The sequence below is a fragment of the Paractinoplanes rishiriensis genome, assembly GCF_016862375.1.
Taxonomy (GTDB): Bacteria; Actinomycetota; Actinomycetes; order Mycobacteriales; family Micromonosporaceae; genus Actinoplanes; species Actinoplanes rishiriensis.
Map to the genome: position 1 here is coordinate 94,348 of NZ_BOMV01000078.1, position 25,286 is coordinate 119,633.

Here is a 25,286-nt window from a genome sequence, read left to right on the forward strand (position 1 = left end):
TTCCCACCGCGATCCGACCCAACCATCCACCCCAGATAGCTGAGCTGCGGAAACGTCCGCGGACACCATGATCGAAAGGGTCAGAAAGTTGATAAATTGACAATCGTCATTTCGGTGGGCGGCGGGGTCGCGGCCGGCTACCGCCCCGCGCTACGCTCGCCGCCATGGTGAAACCACGCCGAAGACCCCTGGTGATGGCCACTTTCGGACTGGCCCTCGCCCTGACACCGGGCCTGGCCGCCTGCGCCCGCGACGGCCCCGACCGGACCGCCGACCGGGCCGCCGTCGTGGCAAAGATCAGATCCGACCCGCAGATGGAGGGCACCCCCGACGGGGTGGTCAACTGCCTGGCGGATTGGTATATGGCGAGTGCCTCTGCGGAATCCCGCACGGCATTCGTCGAGGGGAGGCAACCACCGCAGAATGACGACGTCGCACGCGAGGCAGCAGTTCTCGAGTGCCTGAAAGGAGCTGCTTAGAAAGACACAAAAATAGGTACGATGAGCGCATGACGTCTCATCGCTGTTTGGTGTCCTCGGGCTCACCACTGGAACCGGAAATAGGCTTCTCCCGCGCCGTGCGGCTGGGCACCCACGTGTCCGTGGCAGGCACCGCGCCGATCGGCCCCACCGGCGCCACGGTCGGTCCAGGCGACGTCTATGCGCAGTCGGTGCGCTGTCTCGACATAGCCGAGGAGGCCCTCCGCGAGGCCGGCGCCACCCTGTCCGACGTGATCCGCACCCGCGTGATGCTGGTCGACATAGCCCGATGGCGCGACGCCGCAAGAGCCCACGGCGAACGCTTCGCCCACATCCGCCCCGCGTGCACGTTCGTGGAGGTGTCCCGCTTCATCGACCCCGACTGGCTGGTCGAGTTCGAACTGGACGCCATCGTGACCGAGGGCGAAGTCCCAGCGACAGGTTCCCGGTGATGCGGCCGTTGCTCTTTCTCGACGTGGACGGTCCGCTCATACCGTTGCGGGCACGCCCACCGCTGTCCGCCCGGCCGGCCGGCCGGCCGGAGCGCGGCAGGCCCGGGCAGCAACGCCTCGGGCAACCCGCTGGTGGAGCGGCTCGACCCGGCCGACGGGCGCCGGCTGCTCAGCCTGGGATGCGACCTGGTGTGGGCCACGACGTGGATGGCCGACGCAAACGAGATCGTCGCGCCCCGGCTGGGGCTCCCGCAGTTGCCGATCGTCCCGTTCAGCGACGACGACGAACCCGAGCGCGGACTGCACTGGAAGACACGGGGCCTGACCGCGTGGGCCGGCAGCCGACCTTTCGTGTGGCTGGACGACGAGGTGACCGACGCCGACCGCCGATGGATCCGCGCCCACCACCGCCCACCACCGCCCACCACCCGCCCACCACTCGCTCACCATCCGCTCACCATCCGGCCGCCGCGCTGGTGCACCGCGTCGACCCTTTCGCCGGGCTGACCGACCGCGACTTAGCCGCAGTGCGCGCGTGGGTGGCGGCAACAGCGACACAACCCGCACCCGGCAACAGACGACACAACCCGCACACGAGCAACCAGCAACAACGACACAACCCGCACACGAGCAACCAGCGACCACGACGCGGCCGGCGCGCGGATGACGGCGACAGCATCCGCGCATCGGTGGCGGCGGCACGGTAGAAGGGAGGCTGTGACGCTTACCTTGTGCACCGACCTCGCGGCGGCCGGCTGGATCGCCGGGAGCGATCTGTCGTGGCAGCGCCTCGTGACGCTGGGGCCGGCCGGCTTCGGGGCCTACGCCCGGCTTCGCTTCCTGGCCGACCCGGCGCACCCCGGCCAGAGCGAGAACGACGTCGACGCCGAGGACTGGCGCGATGACCAGCTGCCGCGCCTGTTCACGCTGCTGGCCGCGCACACCGCTACGCCGGACGACTGCTACTTCGCCGTCTGGGAAGGCTTCGACCAGTCCCCGCACAGCACCACCGACGGCCACTACAACGCACCGGAAGACCCCGACGCCCGCCCCGGCCTGGCGCCACCAGCCACCATCCCGCCGGCGCCGACCGAGGAACCCACCCTGCCGCGAGCCGCAACCGCCGCGACGAGGGCGACGCCGCAACTCGTGTTGCCGCATCGGGCCTACTGGCTCTTCCGTGGACCGCTGTCCGACGTCGGCGACTGGGACGGCATGCCGCAACTCCGCGACGCGCCCGCCGCCTTCGTCTGGCCCGCCGACCGCGCCTGGTGCGTGGCCCACGACGTCGACCCGCACTACGCCGGCATCGGGGGGACCCGTCAAATGATCAGCGCGCTCACCGGCGACCCCGCCCTCGACGCCATCCCCATCGACCCGGCCGCCGAGCAACCCCACTATCGCTGACGTCGTGACCAAGCCGGTTCCGGGCGGCGGCCAGGTCAGCGACCGCCGGTGAACAGATGGCGATGCTGGCGGCTCCAGGTGATCCGGGCCGCCGTCTCGGTCAGCACGCCGTCGCGCTCCCAGGTCAGCTGCGGCTCGCGGCCCTCGGCGGCCAGCCGCCTCGCGCGGTCCAAGACCTGCTGTTGTTGCGCTATGACCTCATCCACCAGGCCGTCCGTCGAGGTCAGGCCGTACGCCTCGGCGAACAGCTCGACGCGGCGCCGGCGGTCGGGGGTGCCGGGATAGCGCAGCCAGCGGACACATTCGTCGTCGGGGCGGAACGGCGCCACATATTCGAGCGCGTACGCGACGTCGTGCAGCGGGCGGTTCGGCCACGCATAGTCCCAGTCGAGGATGCCGACCGGGCGGGTGCCGCGCCAGACCAGGTTCCAGGGGCCGAAGTCGCCGTGGCAGATCAGTTCGCCGGCGCGCGGCGCGGCCACCCTACCGGCCCAGACCGCGTCGCCCCGGGGCCGGAACTCGCGTACGGCCGCATGTAAATCACGCAGCAAGCGTGCCATGCCCACCAAGCCGGACTCATCGACCACCCGGGCCCAAGCCTGCGGACCGGAGTCGCCCTCGAGATAGGTCAGCACCTCGCGGCCCTCCGCGTCGATGCCCAGCACCCGCGGCGCATGCGGGAAACCGACGGCTTCGAGATGGCGCAGCAGCTCGTGAATCGCCGGCGACCACGGGTGCAGGGGGCGCCGCACGGTGTCGCCCACCCGCACCACCCGGCGGTGCGGCGTGTCCTGGAGGACCTCGGGGCCGGTCACCCGCCGAGATTAACGTCTCCGTTATGTACGAGCGTACACATCATGTGTACGCTCGTACATAACCACCCCAGCGCTCATCCGGAGATCGCCTTGTCCGTGACCAAGACGGCCGTGACCATGACGGCCGCGCCCACCCGGCAGGACCGCGCGGCCCGCATCGCCGTCGCCGTGCTGTTCCTGACCAACGGTGCGGTCTTCTTCAACGTCGTGCCGCGGTACCCGCAGATCAAGGCCGAGCTCGGCCTGAGCAACGCGCTGCTCGGCGCCGCCCTGGTCGCCTACCCGATCGGCGCCCTGCTGGCGGGACTGCTGGCCGGCGCCGCGATCCGCCGGTGGGGCTCGGCCCGGGTGGCGGCGCACGGCATTGTGGCGACCACGCTGGCGACGCTGACCATTCCGTTCGCGCCGCACTGGCTCCTGTTCGGCGCCGCGCTGTTCGTGGTCGGCGCGCTCGACTCGGTCGTCGACGTCGCGCAGAACGCGCACGGCCTGCGGGTGCAGCGCCGGTACGGCCGCTCGATCGTCAACTCGCTGCACGGCGTGTGGAGCATCGGCGCGGTGCTGGGCGGCCTGATGGGCTCCGCCGCTGCCGGCCTGCACCTGCCGCTCGCCGCCCACCTGACCATCTCGGCGGTGCTGTTCGGCACGGTAGCCCTGGTCGCTTACCGGTACCTGCTGCCCGGTCCGGAGGATGCCGAACGCGTCCCGGATTCCGCCCGGCCCTCGTTCTCCGGCGCCGCCGTCCGCATGCTCGCCGCCCTCGGCGTGCTGGCCGCGTGCGGCGCCCTGGTCGAGGACGCCGGCGCGTCGTGGGGAGCCGTCTATCTCAGCGACGAGTTGCACGCCGGGGCCGCGACCGCCGGCCTGGCCGTGGTGGCGCTCCAGGTGGCGATGACCCTCGGCCGCCTCACCGGCGACCGCGTGGTGGACCGCTTCGGCCAGCGCACCGTGGCCCGCGCCGGCGCGGCCCTCGCGGCGGCCGGCATGGGCACCGCGCTGGCGGTGCCGTCGGTCCCGGCGACCCTGGCCGGCTTCGCCCTGGCCGGGCTGGGCGTGGCCACGCTGGTGCCGGCCGCCATGCACGCCGCCGACGAACTGCCCGGGCTACCGGCGGGCAGCGGCCTGACCATCGTGAGCTGGCTGCTGCGCGGCGGCTTCCTGCTCTCGCCGCCGCTGGTGGGCGTCGTCGCCGACCTCACCAGCCTGCGCGCCGGCCTGCTCACCGTCGTGGTGGCCGGCGTCGTCACCGTGGTGCTCGCCCGGGTGCTGGTCAACCGCCGCGGCTGAGAACCTGCCCGGCCACGCTCACGAGATTCGCGGAGCCGCCGAACGGAACTAGGTGAGCCTGGGTCTACTCGATCGGCTGGACGGCCAGGTGCCGGCCCTGCTGGCCGAGGCGTTCGCGCGCAGCCCCGTGCCGAAAGCGGTCATCAGCCTCCGCACCGGGACACTCGGCCGGATCGTCGAGGCGAACGCGGCGTTCGGTGCCCTGGTCGGTCATCGCCGCGAGGAGATCGTCGGCGACTCGTGTCAGACGCTGGTCGCCGAGGAGGACCTGCCGGGACTGCTGGCGGACATGGATCTGCTGGCCGGCGGCACCACGCCGGCCGCGCCGCTGGAGCGGTCGCTGCTGTGCCAGGACGGATCGCGGGTGTGGGTGACCTGCCACGTCACGGTGGTGCGCGACGAGCACGGCGCGGCCTATGCGGTCGGTGAGATCGTGGAAAGTTCCCGAGGCGCGCCGCCGTCGAGCGAAGAACGGTTGTTCGACGCGTCGCCGATCGGGATGGCGCTGATCGGGCTGGACGCTTCCTGGCGACGGCTCAACCCGGCGCTGACCACCCTGCTCGGGTACGCCGAATCCGAGCTCGCCGGCCTGGACTGGCAGGCGCTGACCCACCCGGACGACGCCGGCGCCGGCGCCTCGCTGATGCGCGAGCTGCGCGCCGGCCAGCGGGACGGCTACGAGCTGCGGAAACGGCTGATCCGCAAGGACGGCCAGGTGGTCTGGTGCCGGCTCGCGGTCGCCCTGATCCGGGACGCCGCGGGCGCGCCCGAGCACCTGCTGGCCCAGTTCGTCGACGTCACCGCCGACCGGCACGAGCGGGAACTGCTGGACGTCACCTTCGACGCCACGTTCGAGGCGAACCCGACGGGCATGGCGATCGGTGACCGGTCCGGGCGGCTGCTGCGGGTCAACGCCGCGTACGCCGCCCTCGTCGGCCGGCGGGACGCGGTGTTCACATTCCCCAAGGACCTGGACACCGACCCGCACGCCGTGCGCCGGTACGAGGAGCGGTTCGTCCACCCGGAGGGCCGGGTGGTGTGGGGGCACGTCTGCGTCACCTCGATCGAGGGGCCGGACGGGGAACGCCACCTGCTCGCCCAGGTCGAGGACATCACCGCCCGCAAGCGCGCCGAGCAGCACGCCGCCCGGGAGACCGCGCGGCTGCGTACCACCATCAGCATGCAGCGCGAGATCACCGGGGCCGCGCAGAACCGGGACGCCGTGCTGCGGCTGATGGCGCAGCGCACGCTGCGGGTACTGCCGGAGGGCGACACCTGCCTGGTCCAGATGATCGACCGGGACGCCGGGGTGCTGCGCCCGGTCGCCGGCACCGGGCGGCTGGCGGCCCACAACGTGCCGCCGGCCCCGCTGACCGGGTCGCTGGCCGGGCTCGCGGTGTCCTCGGGCAGCACCATCGGCTGCGACGACACCGCGGTGGACCCGCGGTCCAGCAAGGCGATGAGCCGCGCGACCGGCACCCGCTCGCTGATCGTCGCCCCGCTGCGCCGCGCCGACGGCACCGTCTTCGGCACCCTGTCGGTCGGGTCGGCCCGGCCGGCCGCCTTCGACGACGGCGACGAACAGCAGGTCACGCTGCTCGCGCACGCGCTGGCCGGCGCCCTTCAGCACGCCGGCGACGCGGCCCGCAACGCCGAACTGCTGGCCGGGGCCACCAGCGCGGTGCAGGCGCTGGAGGAGCAGCGCAAGACCACGCTGGCCACCATCGAGCAGGTACGCCGCAGCGAGCGCCGGTTCGTCTCGGTGTTCGGCAACAGCCCGGTCGCGATGATCGTGGTGGGGCTGCACGGCGTCGACCGGGGGCGGATCTCGCTGGCCAACCCGGCGTTCTGGGACCTGCTCGGCTACTCCGCCGAGCGGGCGATCGGCCTGCACCTGGCCGACCTGACCGGGGAGACCACCCACAATCTCGAACGCGGGCTGGAAGCGATCGCCGCCGGCCGGAGCCGCGGCGGGCAGCGCGAAACCGTGCTGCGGCGCCGCGACGGCAGCCGGGGCACGGTGTCCGCGCACACCTCGGTGATCGCCGACGACGACGGCCCGGCCTCCGCGGTGATCCAACTGCTGGACATCACCGCGGCCCGGCACACCGCGGCCGACCTGGAACAGCTGCTGCGCGAGCGCACCGACACGCTGGCCGCCCTGCAGGTCAGCGAGACCCGCTTCCGGCTCACCTTCGACAACTCGCCGCTCGGCCTCTCGCTGGTCAGCCTCGCGCCGGAGAGCCAGGGCCGCTACCTGGCCACGAACCCGGCGATGACCCGGATCACCGGCTATCCGGCCGCCGAACTGGCCGCTATGACCTACCGCGACCTGGTCCACCCCGACGACATCACGAACCTGCCGAACGCGGCGGCCCGCAGCGAGCACCGCTACCGCCACCGGGACGGCCGGATCGTGTGGGTCGCGGTCAGCACCGCACCGGTGCACGACGACGCCGGCAAGCCGCTCTACCTGGTCAGCCAGGTGGAGGACATCACCGCCCGGCGAGCCGCCGAGGCCGAACTGCGCCGCCAGGCCCGGATGCTCGAACTCATCCCGGCCGCCGTGATCATCCGCGACCTGGACGGCGCGATCCGCTGGTGGAACCAGGCGGCGACCGACCTCTACGGGTGGTCGCTCGACGACGCCCGCGGCCGGAGCGCGCACCAGTTGCTGGACACCGTCTTCCCGGGCGGCACCACGGTGGACAGCCTCGGGGTCCTGGTGCAGAGGCACGGCCGGTGGGACGGCCAGCTCGAGCACCGCACCGCGACCGGGCGCCGGGTCACCGTGCTGAGCCGGATGGTGCTGCACCACACCGACCACGATCCGCACATCCTGGAGATCAACGCGGACGTGACCGCGGCCCGCGCCGCCGAGCAGGCCCGCGCCGAGAGCGAGCAGCGGTTCCGGGCCCTGTTCGCCAACTCGGCGGCCGGCCAGCTCATCTGCACACCGGACGGCACGGTCATCGCGGCCAATGCGGCGTACGCCCGCCTGGTCGGCCGCCCGGCGGAACAACTCACCGGCCGGGTCGACACGGAACTGGTGGACGGGTTGTCCGCCGGCGAGGACTCGTACACCTGCGAGCGGCGCCTGCAGCGCGCCGACGACCGCTGGATCGACGTGGAGGCCACGGTCTCGCTGGTCCGCGACCCGGACGGCCGCCCCCAGCACATCATCGCGGTGCTCACCGACATCACCGACCGGCTGGTGGCCGAGCGTTCCCGCGACCACGCCGCGACCGAACTGGCCGACCGCAACGACCAGTTGGAGGCGGCCAACCAGCTCAAGCTCGACATCATGGGGATGCTCGGCCACGAGATCGGCAACCCGCTGTCGGCGGTACGCGGCTACGCCGAACTCCTCGACGACGACTGGCGGCAGCTCCAGGAGGGTCACCGGAGCCGGGCCATCTCGACGATCCACCGGCGGGCCGCCCAGCTCGACGACATCCTCAAGGACGTCCTCGCCATGGTCACCATCGACGCCGGCAGCATCACCACCGACCCGCACGACGTGTCGGTGCGCGACGAGGTCGACTGGGTGCTGGCCGCCACCGGCAACGAGTCCGTACCGGTCTCGGGCGAGGGCATCCGCGCCTTCGTCGACCCCGGCCACCTCCAGCAGATGCTCACCAACCTGCTGTCCAACGCCGCCAAGTTCGCGGGCGGCGCCACCGCGATCCGGATCACCGCCGACGGCACCCGCGCCCGCATCGAGGTGGAGGACAGCGGTCCGGGCGTGCCCGAGGACTTCCGGCCCCGCCTGTTCGACCGCCTGAGCCGGGCCCAGCGCGACGCCGGCACGACCAGCGGCACCGGCCTGGGCCTCCACATTGTCCGCCGCCTCACGCACGCGAACCGGGCCGGCATCCGCCACGAGCCCAACCCGGCCGGCGGCGCCCGCTTCATCCTGGAGCTGTGTATAACCGCCTGGTGAACATGAACGACTACCAGCAGGCGGCGCTGCGCACGGCCGCCCCGCGCGACAAGCACAACGAGCTGTTCCACCTGCTGCTGGGCCTGGTCGGCGAGACGGGCGAAATAGCCGAAAAGGCCAAGAAGATCGTACGCGACAAAGGCAGCGACTTCGCCCAGTGGGACGTCGGCGACATCACGAAGGAGCTGGGCGACACGCTCTGGTACGTGGCGGTGATCGCCGACTACTTCGACATCACCCTCGAGGACGTGGCCGAGCTCAACATCGCCAAGCTGGCCGACCGCCGTCGACGAGGCGTCCTGGGCGGCAACGGCGACAATCGCTGACCGCTTCGGCAGACCGCTCGGGCTTGCTCGCCTTAATCGGCGCCGGCACGGCAGGGTTGAGTCGCGGGTGGACGGCGGGGGTTTCCGAAAACATTTTCGGTAATTAGAGTCTGTCGATAATCCATGGTCAAGTGCCAGCCTTCCGGTCCGGCGTTGCCGTGACCGCCGAAAATTTTCGGCTATCAGGAGGAGTAGGTTTTTATGACAGGCTTTCGGGTCTCTCGCCGGCGCGTGCTGCAAGTCGGGGCGGCGGCCGCCGGATCGACCCTCATCGGCTCGACACCGGCAGGAGCAGCCGTGGCAGCGCCCACCACCGTCAACGGACTGCCCGTGCCGGCCTCCTGGACCGCCGTGCCGTTCGACCTCGCCCAGGTCGACCTGCGGACCAGCATCTTCACCGAGAAGCGGGACCGGATGCTGGCGTACGCCCGCGCCTACCCGGCCGACCGCATCCTCAGCAACTTCCGGGCCACCGCGGGGCTGGACACCCGGGGTGCGCAGCCGCCCGGCGGGTGGGACGACGCCACCGGCAACCTGCGCGGGCACTACAGCGGACACTTCCTGTCGTTGCTGGCTCAGGCCTATGCCGACACCGGCGAGGCCGCCCTCAAGACCAAGCTCGACTACCTCGTCACCGGGCTCAAGGAGTGCCAGGACGCGCTGAACGAGCAGGTCGGCGAGCCGGGCTCGGGAGCGCCGGCGGCCACCTGGTCGACCGGGCGGGTCGGTGGCGGCCTGGTGCTGACCGGCACGGGACAGTACGTGGGGCTGCCCGATGCGACCGTGGACGGTCTGCGCACGTTCAGCATCGCCCTGTGGGTCCGGCTGACGGAGTTGCGTACGTGGTCACGAGCCTTTGACTTTGGCACCGGCACCTCCGCCAACATGTTCCTGACCGTGGACGACGGCGGGGCACCGCGGTTCGCGATCACCACCAGCGGCAGCGGCGGCGAGCAGCGGGTGCGCGGCACCAGCCGGCTGCCGGTCGGGCAGTGGGTGCACCTCGCCGTCACGCTCGGCAACGGCAGCGCGACACTCTATGTGAACGGGGCGGTGGCCGGCACCAACAACGCCGTCACGCTCACCCCGGCCAGCCTGGGCGCGCCCAAGAACAACTGGATCGGCCGGTCGCAGTACGGCGACGCCACGCTGGCCGGCTCGGTCGACGAGTTCCACCTGTACGACCGGGTGCTGACCGCCGCCGAGGTGGGCTCGCTGGCCGCGGCCGGCACCGGCACGCACGGCAACCTGGCCTGGTACCGGTTCGAGGACGGCACCGGCACCGCAGTCGCCGACTCGTCCGGCCGCTCCTGGCACGCGTCGGTGGTGACCGGCGAGGGCAACTCGTCCGGCCCGAGCCACCGGGGCTTCCTGGCCGCGTACCCGGAAACGCAGTTCATCAAGCTCGAGGCGTACACCACCTACCCGGCCATCTGGGCGCCCTACTACACCTGCCACAAGATCATGCGTGGCCTGCTGGACGCGCACACGCTGGCCGGCAACGCGACCGCGCTCGAGGTGGTGCGCGGCATGGGCGAGTGGGTGCACAGCCGGCTCAGCCGCCTGCCCCGCGCGCAACTCGATCGCATGTGGTCGCTGTACATCGCCGGCGAGTACGGCGGCATGAACGAGGTGATGGCCGACCTCTACTCGCTGACCGGGGACGAACGGTTCATGGTGACCGCCCGCTGCTTCGACAACACGGCGCTGCTGGCGGCGTGCGCGGCCGGCACCGACACGCTCGACGGCAAGCACGCCAACCAGCACATCCCGCAGTTCCTCGGCTACCTGCGCATGTTCGAGCAGGCCGGCGGCGCCTCCTACCAGGCCGCGGCGGTCAACTTCTACGACATGGTGGTGCCGCATCGCACCTACGTGCACGGCGGCACCGGGCAGGGCGAGGTCTTCCGGGCCCGCGACCGGATCGCCGGTTCCATCGTGAACACCACGAACGCCGAGACCTGCGCGGCGTACAACATGATCAAATTGGCCCGGAACCTGTTCTCGCACCGGCCCGACGCCCGGCTTTTCGACTATTACGAGCGGACGCTGGTCAACCAGATCCTGGCGTCCCGCCGGGACGCCGACAGCACCACCGACCCGCTGGTGACCTACATGGTGCCGGTCGGCCCGGGGGTGACCCGCGGTTACGGCAACATCGGCACCTGCTGTGGCGGGACCGGACTGGAAAACCACACCAAGTATCAGGACTCCATCTACTTCCGGTCGGCCGACTCGTCGGTGCTGTACGTGAACCTGTACCTCCCGTCGACGCTGAACTGGACCCAGCGCGGGCTGACCGTCACGATGACCGGCGACTTCCCGCGGGCGCAGAGCACCACCCTGACGATCGGCGGTTCGGGCGAGCTCGACCTGCGGCTGCGCGTCCCGGTCTGGGCCGGCAGCGGCTTCACGGCCACGGTCAACGGCCGCAGCCAGGTGCTCCAAGCGGCCGCCGAGGAGGGCTACGTGAGCCTCAACCGGGTCTGGCGGGACGGCGACCGGGTGGTCATCCGGTATCCGTACACGCTCTATGTCGAACGCACACTCGACGATCCCACGCTCCAGGCATTGCGGTACGGGCCGGTCGCGCTGATCGGCAAGTCCTCGTCGACGAGCAACCTGCCGGTGACGTTGTATCCCTCGCTGCCGCTGTCCGGTGACCTCACCGCGGTCGCCCGGCCGGCGACCCAGCCGCTGACGTTCACCGTCGGCAGCGTGACGTTCGCGCCCTTCTACCAGGGCGACACGCAGGCCTATCACACGTACTTCCGGCGCACCGAGCCGCGGATCGTGCTGACCGGCACCGACTCGGGCGTGGCCAACCGGGCCGACGCCACCGGGCGCACCTTCCTCGACGTGCTGTGGAGCCGCGCACCGTTCGCCGACCGCGCGCAGTTCCGCCAGGCGGTGTCCGAGGTGGCGGCCCAGTGGCAGTCGGCCGGCCTGCTGAGCGCCACCGAGGCGGCCACGGTGCGGGGAGCGGCCGGATGAGACGAATCGTCACCGCGGTGGCCGCCGGCGTGCTGGCCACCGCCTTCCTCGCCGTTCCGGCCCGGGCCGACCAGCCGATCGGCCTGCCGGTGTTCGCCGGCAGCGAGACGCCGGTGCCCGCCACCGGCGTGGCCTACCGGACCGGCTCGATGATGGACGCGATCTTCCGGCGCGATCTCCGGCAGGGTGCGGGGTCGGACACCGACCACGACTTCTGGATGGACCGGATGCTGGTGCGCACCGGGACCGCCGGCGACGCCGTGGCCGCCAACAGCGACGGCAACCGGTGGATGTTCAGCCGGGGCCGGGCCGCCTTCATGAAGACCCACGACCCGGCCGTGCTGGGTTTCGGCGGCGATCTCGCGTACATCGAGTCGATCGGCCGTGCCGGGTACGCGATCACCGCCCTCGACGGGGACGGCGCCGCGATCACGCTGACCGAGGACACCGCGGCCCGCAAGCAGACGCCGAGCTACTGGCGGTCCACGTTCACCGGCGCGGGGCTGTCGGTGGTGCAGACCAAGTACATCACCGACGCGAACGTCGCGGTCACCCAGCTCGAGCTGCAGAACACCGGTGACCAGGCGCGCGAGGTGACGCTGACAGCCAAGTCGCAGTATGCCGCCACGGTCGAGGGCGCCGAGCTGACCGGCACGATGATCGGGTTCAACCGGCTCACCACGCTGCGGCCGCGGTTCTCGGGTGACGGGTTCACGCCGGCCTCCGGCGAGTTGCGCTCCCCACGCACGATCCCGGCTGGTGCTAAGGTCCGCACCAAGCTGCAGCTGGGCCTGATCACCGATTCGCTCTCGGCCTACCAGCAGGTGCGCCGCAGCGGCCCGGCAGCCGCCTACACCCGGCACGTGACGGCCTACAACCGCTGGTGGGCCGAGAACATCCCGTACATCGACCTGCCCGAGGACAACATCGACAAGTCGCTGTACTACCGCTGGTGGCTGATGCGGTTCAACTTCCTCGACGCGGACATCCCGGGCAACGACTACCAGTTCCCCACCGCGATGGAGGGCGTGCTGGGCTACAACAACGCCATCGTGCTGACCTCGGGCATGTTCGTCGACGACCTCAAATACCTGCGGGACCCGAGTTACTCGTACGGGACCTGGGTGTCGGCCGGCGAGGTGGCTAAGAGCGGCAAGTACACCGACAACCCCGGCGACCCGGCGAACTGGTCCAACAGCTACACGCAGTACCTGACCGAGGCGGCGTGGCGCTCGTACCAGCTGCACGGCGGGCCGCCCGCGGTGGCCGAGTCGCTGGGCCGCTACGGCCAGCACGACGTCGAGGGCCTGCTGCGCGATTTCGACGGCAACGACAACGGCCTGATCGAGTACGACTGGGGCGCGATGACCGGCAACGACGCCGACGCGGTGTCGTTCCACTGGCGTCCCGGCGCGGCGATGGACCGCACCGAGAGCGCGTACCTCTACTCGAACGCTCGCGCGGCGGCGGCCGCTTATCGCACGGCCGGGAAGACCGCGCAGGCCGACGCGATGGATGCGCTGGCCGAGCGGGTGCGCAAGGCCGTGCTGGACGTGCTCTGGGATCCCGAGTCGAAGCTGCCGCTGCACCGGATCGCGGAGGGCGACCAGGCCCGGGTGCCGTGGAAAGAGATCAACAACTATTACCCGTACGCCGTCGGCCTGATGCCCCAGGATCCGGAGTACCGGGAGGCGCTGCGGTTGTGGGACGACCCTGCCGAGTACCCGATCTTCCCGTTCTTCACCGCGAACCAGAAGGACAAGGCGGCGGCGGCCGAGGCCGGCGAGCCGGGCAGCAACAACTTCTCGGTGATCAACTCGACGGTGACGTTCCGGTTCCTGTCGTCGGTGCTGCGCAACTACCCGAGCCAGTACCTCTCGGCCGACTACTACAAGAAGCTGCTCTACTGGAACGCCTGGTCACACTTCCAGAGCGGGGACAACCGCTACCCCGACCAGAACGAGTTCTGGGCCGACGGCAGCCCCGACCCGCAGCGCATCGGCTACCGGTCGTGGATCCACCACACCATCCTGGGCGCCACCAACTTCACGGTGATCGAGGACGTGGCCGGCCTGCGCCCGCGCAGTGACGCCAAGATCGAGCTGTCGCCGATCGACGTCGGCTGGGACCACTTCACGGTCAACAACGTCCGGTACCGCGACCGCGACCTCACGATCACCTGGGACAAGCCGGGTGACGGCAAGCGCCCGTACGGCACCGATGTTCCTGAGGGTTATTCGGTCTTCTTGGACGGCCGGCTCGCGGTCACGGTGGACTCGCTCAAGCCGATCGTCTTCGACCCCCGCACGGGCCGCTCCTCGCTGCCGGCCGGCGGCACGGTCACGGCCGCCTTCCGGAGCCACCTGGACGCACCGGTGGAGGTGTCCTACTCGGCACGCGATCGGGTCACCGACATTTTCGCCAAAGCCGGCAAAAACCTTCTATCCTCTCGTGATCATCTGCGCGCTGAAGCCAACGCCTCCTTCGCGGCGGCCAACCGCCCGGCCTCGGCCGCCGTCGACGGCTACACCGGCAACGAACCCTTCTGGGGCACCGCCGGCTCGACCACGCCGACCGACACACTCGACCTCGACCTGGGCACACCGCGAACATTCGACGAGATCCGGGTGCACTTCTATCGCTCGTCGTCGACCGGCACGGTACCCGGCTACGCGGAACCGGCGCTCTACCAGCTCTCCTACGACGACAACGGCACCTGGCGCCCGATCCCCGGCCAGCTGCGCACGCCCACGGTCCCGCGCGCGAATCTCAACGAGTCCGCGTTCCGGCCGGTCCGCGCGCAGAAGATCCGGCTCACCGTGCGCCACCAGCCCGGCTTCAAAACCGGCGTCAAGGAGGTCGTGGTCCAGTCCACCGGGGATCGCGAGCAGGCACCACGCAATCAAAAACCAAGCATTGACGCGTACGTGGATCCGACCGCGACCGCCCCGCCCGGAGCGCTCCCGTTGGCGGGTTCGGTCAAGGACGACGGGCTGCCGACGGGTGCGCTCACGTCGGCCTGGTCGGTGGTCTCCACGCCGGAGGGTGCGACCGCGGTGATCGACAACCCGGCGAGCCCCAGCACCTCGGTGTTCGTCACGCACGGCGGCACGTACGTGCTCCGCCTCTCCGCGTCCGACGGCAGCCTGACCAACAGCTTCGACCTGACGGTCCAGGCACCCGACCCCGGCGAGGCCGGCGCCAACGTGGCCCCCTCGGCCACCGCGACGGCCGAGTACACGGCGGGCTGGAACAACGTGGCGGCGGTGAAGGACGGCAAGGCGTTCAACACCGGCGGATCCCAGGCCGAGCTGTGGGGCACCTGGTCCGGCACCCGGCCGGCCACCCGCTGGTTGCAGTACACCTGGCCGGAGGCCGTCCGGTTCACCGGCTCCGACATCACGTTCTGGCACGACGCCGAACGCGGCACCGGCGACGGCGTGGTCGTGCCGGCCTCGTGGAAGCTGCAGTACCTGGCCGCCGACGGCGAAACCTGGACGGACGTGACTGGGGCGAGCGGTTTCCCGGTCGAAGCCACCGGCAGCAACGCCACCACCTTCGACCCGGTACGCACAACGGCGTTGCGGGCCACCTTCAACGCCGACTCGAACGGCACCACCTATTCGGCCATCGGCGTCTCGGAGTGGCAGGTGCTGGCCGAAAAGCCGGCGTCGACCACACCGGTCCACCTACCGACCACCGCCGGCGTGGTGCCCGAGTTGCCGGCCACGGTCGAGCAGGTCTTCGCCGACGGTTCGCGCAGCCAGACCCCCGTCCGCTGGCCGGCCGTCGAGGCTGATCAACTCACCCAGCCCGGCAGCGAGGTGCGCATCAACGGCATCGCCGGCGGCACCATGGCCCCGCTGTCCATCTGGGTCCGGGTGACGAACGCCGTCCAGATCAACACCATCGACCCGGTCACCGCGACCACCACGGTGGCCCGCGCGCCGCAGTTGCCCACCACGGTGACCGCCGTCTACAACGACGGCTCGAAGGACAGCCGCATAGCGGTGACCTGGGCAGCCATCGATCCGGCGTCCTACGCCGCGCCCGGCACCTTCGAGGTGACCGGCACGGTTGCCGGAACCGACAAACTAGCGACCGCGACGGTAACGGTCCGGGAGGCCGGCTGACGGCTCCCCCGAAACCAGCTGTTCCATCGCCCGCACATAGTCGCGCTGGCTGATCTCCCCCCGGATCCGTCCGGCAGCCAGCACCCCTTCCCACCCAGCCGGGGCGGCGGCGCTACCGCCGCCGTCCCCGGCCTCGGCGCGCCAGGGCTGAGCCGCCACGGGCAGTTTGCCGCCCACCCGAGGCCACACAACCAGCGCGCTGATCATCATCACAACAAAGACGAACAAGAACAGAAAAACCATCCCCGCTACCTCCAGGCCCCCCATCCTCATCCCACTCCCTAGTTGATCGGAACCCGCCCGTCGCCTTGGCGTCACTCCCAAGAAGACCTTCGCCCTTCTATTACGCGCCAACGACGCTCTCCGATCAGTCCCACCCACCCAACGCCCCGCTCATTCCCTCAGCGGCAAATTTCCGCCGCCCGATCGCAGCAATCCAATCCCCTGCAAGTCAGACATAGGCGATATCTGCCAGCGCGGGGCGCGGAGCTGGCGCAGGCTGGGCGCGCAAAGCCGACCGCGCGAAGCCGGTAAGGCTGGCCAAGCCGGGGCCGCGGACGTTGGGCGCGGGAGGTCGAAGCACTAGATGAGGTGCGGGAGGTCGAAGCGCTAGGTGGGGTGCGGAAGGCGGGCGCGCGCAGGGGCGCAATGGCAGCGCTGCCATCGTGTGCTCTCGCGAGCCGTTGCATCGCGGCGGACCTCCGATCCGTCGATCAGGCGACGGCGGCCGGGCGGCCCTGAAGACTTCGCGTTTGCCGCAGACAGGATCTCGACAAGATCGCGGGGTCACCCTGGCGGTATGAGGTTGATACGGCTTTTATGACGGCCGGGATCCGGCATGTGGGAGCGCCGGTCACCGATTGGGACGGCAGTTGACCGCGTCGCGCTATGCGGGAAAGCCGTCTCGGGATGCGGTCACAGAGCTGTTCTGGGAGTGACGGTCGCGCGAGGTCTGGGCCGCCTGCGGTCAGTGAGGTTCCGGCGTGGCGGGGCGACGCAGCGCGGGTTGAGCCGCCTGGTCCGCCCCCTGTGCAACTCCGCTGCGCATGATCACACCCCCGACCACACACCCCCGACCACACACCCCCGACCGCCGTTCCCTGCCCGCCGTTCCCTGCCCGAAATTTCACCATATTGGGGACTCGTCGAAGTGGTGCGGAGCTGGGCTGGGGCCGCGTGGTCCGAGCTGCGAACCCGCCGCACGGAGGCTCAGCGGGACACGGAGGCTCAGCGGGACACGGAGGCTCAGCGGGACACGGAGGCTCAGCGGGGCACGGAGGCTCGGGCTACCGGGAAGTTGAAGTAGGTGTCGGGGTAGGGCTCGTTCTTCAGCGTGTAATGCCACCACTCCGCTGAATAATTGGTGAAGCCGGCTGCGGTCATCACGCGGCGTAGCAGCAAGCGGTTGGCTCGCGGGATACCCGTCACGCGTGGGTGGAGGGTGGCGGCCATCGGGTCGAAGCAGTCGTAGCCCGTGCCCATATCAACGGAGTTGTCGGGGAAACGACGGGCCGCCGCCGCGTAACACGGGACCAGCGGCTGGCCGGCCACGTAGCGCGACGCCGGGGCGGCGGGCAGCTTTACCAGGGTCAGGTCCACCGTGCTGCCCCGGCTGTGGCCGGAGCGGTGGGCCAGGTAACCGTCGCTGAACAACCGGGACTTCGACACGCGAGGGTAGAACTCGGCCTTCATCCGGGTGTCGGCCGCATTCGACGCCCATGCGGCGAAGTCCTGGACGGCCCGTCGCGGACGGTAGCAGTCGTACACCTTCAGCGTGTAACCCCGCGGGCGCACGTACGCCTGCACCTTGCGCAGCGCAACGCCCGCCTGGCGGCTCAGCAGGCACCTCGGCTCGGCGTAGCCGCGGATCGGGCGGCCTACGAAGTTGTGGGACTGCGCGTACCGGATGTCGTGCAGGATGGTCCGATCCACCGCAGCCATGTCAACAAAAGACTTGTCGACGAAGGACGGCGCCGCCTGGGCGGGCGCGGGCACCGCGAGCAGGGTCACGGCCAGTGCCAGAGCGCGAAGATCAAAAGCCACAATCAGACCATAACGGTACGCAGGGAAGGCGGCGTGAACCTGCGCGGCGTGTGCGCCGACTGAGTAGGCGAAGGAGGGCAGATGAACGACGAACTACTGGTGGTCCGGTGTCAGTTGGGCGAGCGCGACGCCTTCGCCGAACTGGTCCGGGCCTGGCACCCGGCGGTCGAGCGGTATGTCTCGCGGATGCTGACCGGCGCTGAGGACGACGTGGTGCAGGAGATCTGGCTGGCCGTCTTTCAGAACCTTCCCCGGCTGCGCCGGCCCGACCGGTTCGCGCCCTGGTTGTTCACCATCGCGCGCCGCGCCGTCGCCAACCGGCTGCGGGACGCGTACCGGCGCCCGGAAGCGATCGAGGACGACGTGGCCGGCACCGACGACACGGACGCCGTGGTCGACCGCGAGATGCTCGGCGGCGCGCTCGCCGCCCTGCCGGAACGCGAGCGCGAGGTGCTGCTGCTGTTCTACCTGGAAGACCTGCCGCTGGACGCGTGCGCGCAGATCTGCGCCGTCCCGGTCGGCACGATCAAGTCCCGGCTCAACCGGGGCCGCAGGCTGTTGCGCCAGGAACTGGCGCGGAAGGGATACCAGGCATGACCCCGGACGAGGTGCTGGCCCGGCTCGACGGCACGCTGTCGCTGCGCCGGCGGATCGGGTACCTGACGCTGGCGCTGGCCGGGCTGACCGGCAGCGGACTGATCGGGCTGCTCTGGCTGACCGAGCCGGCGCTGCCCGCGCGCACGCGCGCAGCGTTCGCCCTGATGGTTTTGATCGGTCTTGCCTGGACGTTTTTCGGCGGCTGGGCGCTGACCCGGCGGACCCCGCTGTACGCCCGGGACCGGGTCGTCGCCGCCGGCATCGGGCTGGGCGCCTGGCTGATCTTCGCGGCCGGCGCGCTGGCGATCAGCACCGCGCCCGCCCTGCTCGCCCTGGTCGGCACCCTCGGCGTGGTGGCCGTCGTCAACCTGGGCGCCGCCCGGTCCGCCCGACGCCGACTGATCAGGAATCGAGAAGCCCTGGAACGCCGCCCCTAACTAGCTTGATGGCATGAACGCAAACAAGTGGATCCGGCAAATTCACCGCTGGCTCGCCATCGCCTTTACCGTCACGGTCATCGTCACTTTTGTGGCGCTCGCCCAGGAGGACCCGATCGAATGGGTTTCCTACGTGCCGCTGCTGCCGCTCTTTCTCTTGCTTTTCACCGGGCTCTACCTCTTTGCCCTGCCCTGGACGGCCAAACTGCGCAAGCGTTAGACCGGCGTCCCGCGCAGCCTGCTTTACAGTCGGCGAAACCCTGTGTCACGATACGGCTCGGCTTCCATTCTCGCAGCTCACGGCGCTCCCCCGCCCACTTTGGAAGCATTCAAGTTAGTGACGACCGTCTATGCCGTCGGCATTATCGGAGGGCGCGCGGTGACACAGAGCCAGGTCACGCCGGACGCTGCCCGACTGGTGCGGGCCGCGCAGGCCGGGCGGCCGGGCGCACTCGACGAACTGGTCGCCGAGCATCTGCCGCTGGTCTACAACGTGGTCGGCCGCGCGCTGGCCGGGCACCCGGACGCCGACGACGTGGTGCAGGAGACCATGATCCGGGCCATCCGCGGGCTGCCGGCACTGCGCGAACCGGAGCGCTTCCGGTCCTGGCTGATCTCCATCGCGTACCGGCAGATCGCGGTCTACCTGCGGTCCCGCCGGGTGGCCAGCCGGCGCCGGGTGAGCGACCCGGTCGAGCTGCCGGACCCGCGTGCCGACTTCGCCGAGAGCGCCACGGCCGGGCTGGTGGTCTCCGACCAGCGGCGGGAGCTGGTCGCGGCGGCACGCTGGCTGGACGACTCGGACCGGCGGCTGCTCGGGCTCTGGTGGCAGGAGGCGAGCGGCGAGCTGACCCGGTCCGAGCTGGCCGCCGCCATCCGGGTCGACTCGATGCACGCCGCGGTCCGGGTGCGGCGGATGAAGGCCCAGCTGGACATCGCCCGCGGCATCGTCCGGGCGTTGCGGGCCCGGCCGCGCTGCCCCGATCTGACCCGGCAACTGCGGCGCTGGAACGGGGTGGCCGATCCGCTGTGGCGCAAGCGGCTGGCCCGGCACGTACGCTCCTGCGAAATCTGCACCGCCACCCGCGCCGGCCTGGTGGCGCCCGAGGAACTGCTGTTCGGCATGGCCGCGCTGCCGGTGCCGATCGCGCTGGCGGCCGGGATCAAGGCGGCCGCACCGGTCAAGGCCGGCCTGTTCGGGCTGATGAACAACAAGACCGTCACGGTCGCGGCGGCCACCACGGCCGCGGTCGGCGGCGGTTTCGTGTACGCGGTCAGCCACGAGAGCCTGCCGCCGGGTTCGGACACGGTGGTCGTGGCGCCGACCGTGGTCCGGACCGCGGCGCCGGGCACGGCCGGCCGGGCACCGGGTGCCACCGCGAACACGCCGACCAGCCGGCCGGTGCTCGGGCTGGGTGTGCGGAGTGCCGACATCTATGTGGCGCCGACCGGGTCGGACGACGGCGACGGGAGCGCCGGCAAGCCGTACGCGACCATCGCCAAGGCGGCGTCCGTGGTGCGGCCCGGGCAGACGATCGCGTTGCGCGGCGGCACCTACCGGCCCGCGGCGGCCACCGAGATCACCACCAGCGGCACCGCCGAGCAGCGGATCGTGCTGAGCAACTACCGCGGCGAGCAGCCGGTCATCGACGCGTCCGCGCTCCCCGACGGCTCCGCCGCCGTCACCCAGCGCACCGCGTACTGGACCGTGCAGGGGCTCGAGATGACCGGCGCGCCGAATCATGCGTACGTCTGCCGTGGTTGTCAGAACACGATCTTCCGCAACCTGGCGATGCACGGCAACGGCCGCTCCGGTCTGCTGCTGCGCGATCCGGGCACCACCGGCAACCAGGTGCTGGACAGCGACTTCTACGACAACCGGGATCCGGGCGGCAGTGCTCGGGTGGGCGTCGGCCTGGGCATCCAGTTCGGCTCGGGGACCGGCAATCTGGTACGCGGCAATCGCGCGTACGGCAATGGCTCGGTGGGTTTTGAATTTGGTGAATTCGGCTCTCCGGTGACCGTGGAGAACAACTGGGCCTGGGGCAACAACGACGGTTTCGTGACGGCGGCCGGACTTTCCGAGGTGGCTGCCCCGCACGTGCTGCGCAACAACGCGGCCTGGGACAACCGGCGAACCGGCTTCTCCGACGACCAGGGCGCCGAGGCCGCCACCCAGATGATCAACAACACCGCCTACCGCAACGGCGAGGACGGCTTCGGCGTCGGCGACATGCCCGGCGTGCTGCGCGACAACGTGTCGGTCGACAACGTGGACTACGACGTGCAGGCCTCGGACGGCGCTCAGCAGAGCGGCAACAGCTGGCAGCGGGGCGGGTGGAGTGCCGCCTCGTTCCGCTCCACCGACCCGGCGTCCGCGATCGGCCCGCGCCGGCCGGACGGCTCGCTGCCCCGCACCGACTTCCTGCGCACCACGAATGGCGTCGGCGCGGTGCTCAGCGATTAGGGTTGCCGGCCGGGTGTGTGGGGCCCGGCCGGCAACCTTGAGGGCCGGCAACCTTGCGGTCAGCCGAAGGTCACCACGAGGCGGCCGTCCGAGGCGAAAGACCACCGCAAAGTGCCCGCGTACGACGAGCACCGGGAACCGTTCGAGCCGTTCCAGAACTGGTTCGAGCTGTCCGAACTGCCGACGATCCGGTCGTTGGTGCCGCTGCCGGACCGGCACGACGTGTTGTTGCGGAACACCGACGTGCCGCCGTCGAAGTTGAAGTTCCGCTCGGTGTTGTCGACGCTCACGTTGTCCGACATGGCGATCGTGCCCAGGTTCCGGTTGTAGGTGAACCCGTGCTTGCCGTTCCGGTAGGCGATGTTCCGGCGGATCGTGTGGTTCACCCCGATGTCCTCGCCGCCCAGCTTGTAGCCGTTGCGGTCGCCCGCGCCGGCCTGGCTGCCGTCGGAGAGGGTGCCGTTGTTGTAGGCCAGCGAGTCCTCGATGGTGACCACGCCGATCGGGCCGGTGTCGGACTTGGTGTAGAGGTCCCAGCCGTCGTCGATGTTGTGGTGCGCGACGGTGTAGCGGAACACGTTGCCCGGTCCGGAGGTGAGCTTGGCCGCGAAGCCGTCGGCGTCCTCGCCGTCCGAGTCGGCGTTGTCGTGCGACTCCGAGGTGAGGATCAGGTTGTTGGCGGGCCAGTTGCTGTTCGGGGTGTCCGAGGCGATCCGGGAGATCTGCAGGCCGCTGTCCCGGTTGAAGCGGGTGACCGTACGCTCGACGATGTTGTTGCTGCCGCCGATGAAGATGCCGTTGTCCCCGGCGCGCTCCACCACGAGGCCGTAGATGTGCCAGTAGTTGCCGTTCAGCGCGAGCCCGCGAGCGGCGGTGTCCTCGGCCTGGCCCGAGAAGTTCAAGACCGGACGTTCGTTCGGGTACGCCGAGATCTTCTTGCGGGCGCTCGAGGTGCCGTTGTTGCCCGGGGCGATGGTGACAGTGGAGGAGAACGAGTAGGTGCCGGCCCGCATGTAGATCGTGCCGCCGGCCGGGATCCGGGTGATCGCCGAGGTCAGCGTGGTGGGGGCCGCCTCGGTGCCGGCCGCGCTGGCGCTGCCGTTCGGTGAGACATAAAGGGCGTTGCTGGCCGGCGGTGGCGTTGTCGGCCCGGTCGTCGGCGGCGTGGTGGGTGGAGTCGTCGGCGGCGTGGTGGGCGGGGTCGTCGGCGGCGTGGTGGGCGGGGTCGTCGGCCCCGTCGTGGGCGGGGTCGTCGGCTCCACGACTCCGTTACAGGCGACGCCGTTCACCGCGAAGTTCGTCGGCACCGGGTTGCTGCCGGTCCAGCTGCCGTTGAAGCCGAACGACGCCGACGCGCCGGTGGCCAGGTTGCCGTTCCAGCTCACGTTCCCGGCCTGCACGGTGCTGCCGCTCTGCGTGAACGCGGCGTTCCACCCCTGGCTGACGGTCTGCCCGGCGCCGAACGTCCAGGAGACCGTCCAGCCGGGCAGCGGGTCGCCGAGGTTGGTGAGCCCGACGCTGGCCGAGAATCCGCCGGGCCACTGCGACCCGACCTCGTAGGTGACCCGGCAACCGACCGCGGCCTGCGCCGCCGTCGCGGTCACCACGATGCCGGCCGCGAGAGATGCGGCCGTGACCGTGGCGACCAGTAGCGCCTTGCGGCGCCGTGGGTTCGACATGGTGTTCCTTTCTGGGCTGGTACCTGGGTAGACGCCACGATCGCCGCCGGCCTGACAAGAAATTCAGATTTGTTGATGGATTTCTGTCATGCGGCCCGGGGCGGCCGGGTCTACCCCCGTACATCAGCTTTGAAGGGACCCCGAGTGGAACCAGCACGCTTCGGGCGGCGGGTCGCGCCGGTCGTCGTGGCCGCGGTCGCGACACCCGCCGCCATCACGGTCGCGGTCACGACGTCGCGTGCGGCGACGATCGACCGGGCCGCCCAGCAGTGGCGCTTCGTGGACGCCGGCAGCGGCTACTACCAGATCAGGTCGGCGCACAGCGGCAAGGTGCTCGAACTCCCGGACGCCACCGACGGCACCCAGCTGGTGCAGAACGCCCCGGTCAGCGGCAACACGCACCCCGCAGCCGACATCCCCGCCATGCTGCGCACCCACGCGGGACCCCAGGCCAGCATCGGCCTGTAAACCCGCCCCTGATCCGTGGGGTGCCGGCGACAGTCCGGCCGGCACCCCACGCCGGTGCCCTGGATGTGCACGCACCAGGGCACCGGGCCGCCTTCCCACCCGCTCCTCCCCGCCCGCCCGGATATTTCCGACATCTGACCGTTTCTCGATTTCGCCGAACGAAACCGTTCGCCCGCCCGGCACTCGCAAAGTGAGGGACGAAGCGGATCACATCGGGACGGGGCAGCTATGAGTGCGGTTACCTTGACGGCCGGGGCGGAACGGAATCGGGTGCGCGAACCCGCCGGTCGTCCCTCGCCGACCTGAGCGTCAACGCCAAGGTGCTCGCCGCGGTGGCGACCGCCGCCCTGGTGGCCCTGGTCGTCGGCATCATGGGGTTGAGCGCGCTGAGCAGCGCCTCATCTACCAGAGCAACGTGACGAGCATCCGGGCCGTCGGCCAGATCCGGAACGCCGTGCTCCAGGCCCGGGTCGACACGGCGAACCAGGCACTTTCCACCGACCCGGTGGCGACCAAGAAGTTCGCCGAGGCATTCGCGGGCGATCAGGAAGACTTCACGACGGCCATGACCGCGTACCGGGCCAGCATGCCGGCCGCGCGCCCTGGTGTCGTCGTTCCGGACCTGACCGTAGACCCGAGCCGCCCACGCCGCATTCCGGCCGCTGGTGCTGGTGGCCGTCCGGTCACCGCGAGTTGGCGTCGCCCTTCAGCAGCGACTCGTCCCGGTCGGCCGGACCCGCCTGGCCCTTGATCAGCGGCGCCGCGCCGGGCCGGTGTTCGGTGGCGGTGTGGTAGCCGAGCAGCGTCACCAAGTCGCCGGTCGCGGCGTCGAAGGCCGCCGCGATGTCGTCGTCGAAGTGGTTGCGCCAGTCGCCGGCCTCACCCTTGCGGTAGTGCGACACCGCGCCGGCCGCGTTGCGGTCGTTCATCCGCGCGAAGCTGTACCGGCCCAGCAGCGTCGCCATCTCGTCCGGCGGAATGTGGATCCCGCAGTGCCGCATGAGGCGTTCCACCTCCGCGTCCTGCCCGGCGCCGGTCAGGTCCTCGTATTTGAACAGCTTGACCGCTTCCGACGGCGGCGCGACGGCCCAGGATCGGAGCGCCTTGAACGTACCCTTCTTCTCCAAGTTTTCGATCAGGTAGAGCAGGCCGTCCTTCTTCGGCTTTTCCTGAAGAATTCTCCGGACCTCGAGAACGTCCCCCATCGGGGTGTGCGATTTCTTGGTCGAGAAGTAGTTGGAGACGAGCATGTCCCGCGGGTCGCGAAGCACGAAGAATGCGCGGTGCTTTTCCGGCTTGGGCGTCTTGTCGAAGCGTGACCGGTGGAAGTACAGCGAGAGCGCGATCCGGTCCGGCGGGCACACCCGCGGGTCGCGCCAGCCGTAGTAGCGCGGGTCATAGGTCAGCAGCCCCGAGTACTTGTACACGATCGGATCGCTGAACAGGGCCTTGATCCACTGGCTGGCCGTCTTACGAACCGCACAGTGATAGATATTCTGAAATTCGCACCGCGAAACCACCGGCGTCGTCAGCCGCACCCGGGTGTTGTGCGCCTCATGCAGAACGCGACGAGCCTTCACGCGAACGGAATTCGGGGTATGTTGCTTGGCGAACATCAGAGTACGGTTGAACATCGTTCAAACCCCTGCCCTTGACCCGTGCACCCTTCGTTCACCCCGCACCCAGCGCACGCCAATAAACGCGGGCATGCAAAAGCCGCGGGAGTGCGAAGGATATGTCTTTGACGGTAAACCGCGCA

General features: G+C 70.3%; 19 protein-coding genes. 14 read left to right on the forward strand and 5 right to left on the reverse strand.

What is annotated here, in order from left to right; all coding sequences use genetic code 11:
* Nucleotides 1-164 precede the first annotated feature (164 nt).
* The 4 genes from Ari01nite_RS37205 (at nucleotide 165) to Ari01nite_RS37220 (ending at nucleotide 2,338) form a co-directional block, all read left to right on the forward strand.
* The gene (locus Ari01nite_RS37205) at nucleotides 165-479 is read left to right on the forward strand and encodes a hypothetical protein (protein WP_203787270.1); all 315 of its coding nucleotides are present in this window, start codon (nucleotides 165-167) and stop codon (nucleotides 477-479) included.
* Nucleotides 480-508: 29 nt separating this feature from the next.
* On the forward strand, nucleotides 509-931 hold the full coding sequence (locus tag Ari01nite_RS37210) for a RidA family protein (protein WP_203787272.1): 423 nt from the start codon (nucleotides 509-511) through the stop codon (nucleotides 929-931).
* Nucleotides 932-1,063: 132 nt separating this feature from the next.
* On the forward strand, nucleotides 1,064-1,438 hold the full coding sequence (locus Ari01nite_RS37215) for a hypothetical protein (protein ID WP_203787274.1): 375 nt from the start codon (nucleotides 1,064-1,066) through the stop codon (nucleotides 1,436-1,438).
* Between the two features lie 210 nt (nucleotides 1,439-1,648).
* On the forward strand, nucleotides 1,649-2,338 hold the full coding sequence (locus tag Ari01nite_RS37220) for a hypothetical protein (RefSeq protein ID WP_203787276.1): 690 nt from the start codon (nucleotides 1,649-1,651) through the stop codon (nucleotides 2,336-2,338).
* Between the two features lie 35 nt (nucleotides 2,339-2,373).
* Here the strand turns inward: Ari01nite_RS37220 and Ari01nite_RS37225 are convergent, their stop codons facing one another.
* Nucleotides 2,374-3,153 (reverse strand): aminoglycoside phosphotransferase family protein, encoded by a 780-nt coding sequence (locus tag Ari01nite_RS37225; RefSeq protein WP_203787278.1) that lies wholly within the window; start codon nucleotides 3,151-3,153, stop codon nucleotides 2,374-2,376.
* Nucleotides 3,154-3,249: 96 nt separating this feature from the next.
* On the opposite strand from Ari01nite_RS37225, the gene Ari01nite_RS37230 reads away from it, so the two are divergent.
* From Ari01nite_RS37230 to Ari01nite_RS37250, 5 genes are all read left to right on the forward strand, one after another.
* Nucleotides 3,250-4,440: an MFS transporter gene (locus Ari01nite_RS37230; RefSeq protein WP_239163336.1), complete on the forward strand. Its 1,191-nt coding sequence runs from the start codon at nucleotides 3,250-3,252 to the stop codon at nucleotides 4,438-4,440.
* A gap of 52 nt (nucleotides 4,441-4,492) precedes the next feature.
* Complete coding sequence (locus Ari01nite_RS37235) at nucleotides 4,493-8,383, forward strand: PAS domain S-box protein (protein ID WP_203787280.1); 3,891 nt, start codon at nucleotides 4,493-4,495, stop codon at nucleotides 8,381-8,383.
* Nucleotides 8,365-8,709 (forward strand): nucleoside triphosphate pyrophosphohydrolase family protein, encoded by a 345-nt coding sequence (locus tag Ari01nite_RS37240; protein WP_239163337.1) that lies wholly within the window; start codon nucleotides 8,365-8,367, stop codon nucleotides 8,707-8,709. The genes Ari01nite_RS37235 and Ari01nite_RS37240 overlap by 19 nt, the downstream gene beginning before the upstream one ends.
* Before the next feature lie 297 nt (nucleotides 8,710-9,006).
* Nucleotides 9,007-11,703, forward strand: a complete 2,697-nt coding sequence (locus tag Ari01nite_RS37245; protein ID WP_203787282.1) for a beta-L-arabinofuranosidase domain-containing protein — start codon at nucleotides 9,007-9,009, stop codon at nucleotides 11,701-11,703.
* Nucleotides 11,700-15,836, forward strand: coding sequence for an Ig-like domain-containing protein (locus Ari01nite_RS37250; protein WP_203787284.1), 4,137 nt, complete (start codon nucleotides 11,700-11,702; stop codon nucleotides 15,834-15,836). The genes Ari01nite_RS37245 and Ari01nite_RS37250 overlap by 4 nt, the downstream gene beginning before the upstream one ends.
* On the opposite strand, the gene Ari01nite_RS37255 is transcribed toward Ari01nite_RS37250, so the two are convergent.
* Together Ari01nite_RS37255 and Ari01nite_RS37260 are read right to left on the reverse strand one after the other, a co-directional pair.
* Complete coding sequence (locus Ari01nite_RS37255; RefSeq protein WP_203787286.1) at nucleotides 15,798-16,079, reverse strand: hypothetical protein; 282 nt, start codon at nucleotides 16,077-16,079, stop codon at nucleotides 15,798-15,800. The two genes, Ari01nite_RS37250 and Ari01nite_RS37255, sit on opposite strands and share 39 nt — an antisense overlap.
* Before the next feature lie 1,020 nt (nucleotides 16,080-17,099).
* Nucleotides 17,100-17,879, reverse strand: a complete 780-nt coding sequence (locus Ari01nite_RS37260) for a M15 family metallopeptidase (protein WP_239163338.1) — start codon at nucleotides 17,877-17,879, stop codon at nucleotides 17,100-17,102.
* 81 nt (nucleotides 17,880-17,960) lie between these two features.
* Here Ari01nite_RS37260 and Ari01nite_RS37265 point away from each other — a divergent pair, with 81 nt between their 5' ends.
* The 4 genes from Ari01nite_RS37265 (at nucleotide 17,961) to Ari01nite_RS37280 (ending at nucleotide 21,380) form a co-directional block, all read left to right on the forward strand.
* Nucleotides 17,961-18,476, forward strand: a complete 516-nt coding sequence (locus Ari01nite_RS37265; RefSeq protein WP_203787288.1) for an RNA polymerase sigma factor — start codon at nucleotides 17,961-17,963, stop codon at nucleotides 18,474-18,476.
* Nucleotides 18,473-18,913, forward strand: coding sequence for a hypothetical protein (locus Ari01nite_RS37270; protein ID WP_203787290.1), 441 nt, complete (start codon nucleotides 18,473-18,475; stop codon nucleotides 18,911-18,913). Before Ari01nite_RS37265 ends, Ari01nite_RS37270 begins: the two co-directional genes overlap by 4 nt.
* A 13-nt stretch (nucleotides 18,914-18,926) precedes the next feature.
* Nucleotides 18,927-19,133: a hypothetical protein gene (locus Ari01nite_RS37275; protein ID WP_203787291.1), complete on the forward strand. Its 207-nt coding sequence runs from the start codon at nucleotides 18,927-18,929 to the stop codon at nucleotides 19,131-19,133.
* Nucleotides 19,134-19,292: 159 nt separating this feature from the next.
* Nucleotides 19,293-21,380, forward strand: coding sequence for a sigma-70 family RNA polymerase sigma factor (locus Ari01nite_RS37280; protein ID WP_239163339.1), 2,088 nt, complete (start codon nucleotides 19,293-19,295; stop codon nucleotides 21,378-21,380).
* A gap of 59 nt (nucleotides 21,381-21,439) precedes the next feature.
* Here Ari01nite_RS37280 and Ari01nite_RS37285 read toward each other — a convergent pair whose 3' ends face one another.
* The gene (locus Ari01nite_RS37285) at nucleotides 21,440-23,059 is read right to left on the reverse strand and encodes a cellulose-binding domain-containing protein (RefSeq protein WP_203787293.1); all 1,620 of its coding nucleotides are present in this window, start codon (nucleotides 23,057-23,059) and stop codon (nucleotides 21,440-21,442) included.
* A 144-nt stretch (nucleotides 23,060-23,203) separates the two neighbouring features.
* On the opposite strand from Ari01nite_RS37285, the gene Ari01nite_RS37290 reads away from it, so the two are divergent.
* Entirely contained in the window at nucleotides 23,204-23,527 is a 324-nt protein-coding gene (locus tag Ari01nite_RS37290; RefSeq protein ID WP_239163340.1) for an RICIN domain-containing protein, read from the forward strand.
* A gap of 683 nt (nucleotides 23,528-24,210) precedes the next feature.
* Here Ari01nite_RS37290 and Ari01nite_RS37295 read toward each other — a convergent pair.
* Nucleotides 24,211-25,161 (reverse strand): sulfotransferase domain-containing protein, encoded by a 951-nt coding sequence (locus tag Ari01nite_RS37295; RefSeq protein ID WP_203787295.1) that lies wholly within the window; start codon nucleotides 25,159-25,161, stop codon nucleotides 24,211-24,213.
* Nucleotides 25,162-25,286 lie beyond the last annotated feature (125 nt).

Excerpts from the sequence above, each read along its gene's own strand:
- Ari01nite_RS37205 (WP_203787270.1), top strand. The coding sequence starts at position 165 with ATGGTGAAACCACGCCGAAGACCCCTGGTGATGGCCACTTTCGGACTG.
- Ari01nite_RS37210 (WP_203787272.1), top strand. The coding sequence starts at position 509 with ATGACGTCTCATCGCTGTTTGGTGTCCTCGGGCTCACCACTGGAACCG.
- Ari01nite_RS37250 (WP_203787284.1), top strand. The coding sequence starts at position 11,700 with ATGAGACGAATCGTCACCGCGGTGGCCGCCGGCGTGCTGGCCACCGCC.
- Ari01nite_RS37255 (WP_203787286.1), bottom strand. The coding sequence starts at position 16,079 with ATGGTTTTTCTGTTCTTGTTCGTCTTTGTTGTGATGATGATCAGCGCG.
- Ari01nite_RS37265 (WP_203787288.1), top strand. The coding sequence starts at position 17,961 with ATGAACGACGAACTACTGGTGGTCCGGTGTCAGTTGGGCGAGCGCGAC.
- Ari01nite_RS37270 (WP_203787290.1), top strand. The coding sequence starts at position 18,473 with ATGACCCCGGACGAGGTGCTGGCCCGGCTCGACGGCACGCTGTCGCTG.
- Ari01nite_RS37275 (WP_203787291.1), top strand. The coding sequence starts at position 18,927 with ATGAACGCAAACAAGTGGATCCGGCAAATTCACCGCTGGCTCGCCATC.
- Ari01nite_RS37285 (WP_203787293.1), bottom strand. The coding sequence starts at position 23,059 with ATGTCGAACCCACGGCGCCGCAAGGCGCTACTGGTCGCCACGGTCACG.
- Ari01nite_RS37295 (WP_203787295.1), bottom strand. The coding sequence starts at position 25,161 with ATGTTCAACCGTACTCTGATGTTCGCCAAGCAACATACCCCGAATTCC.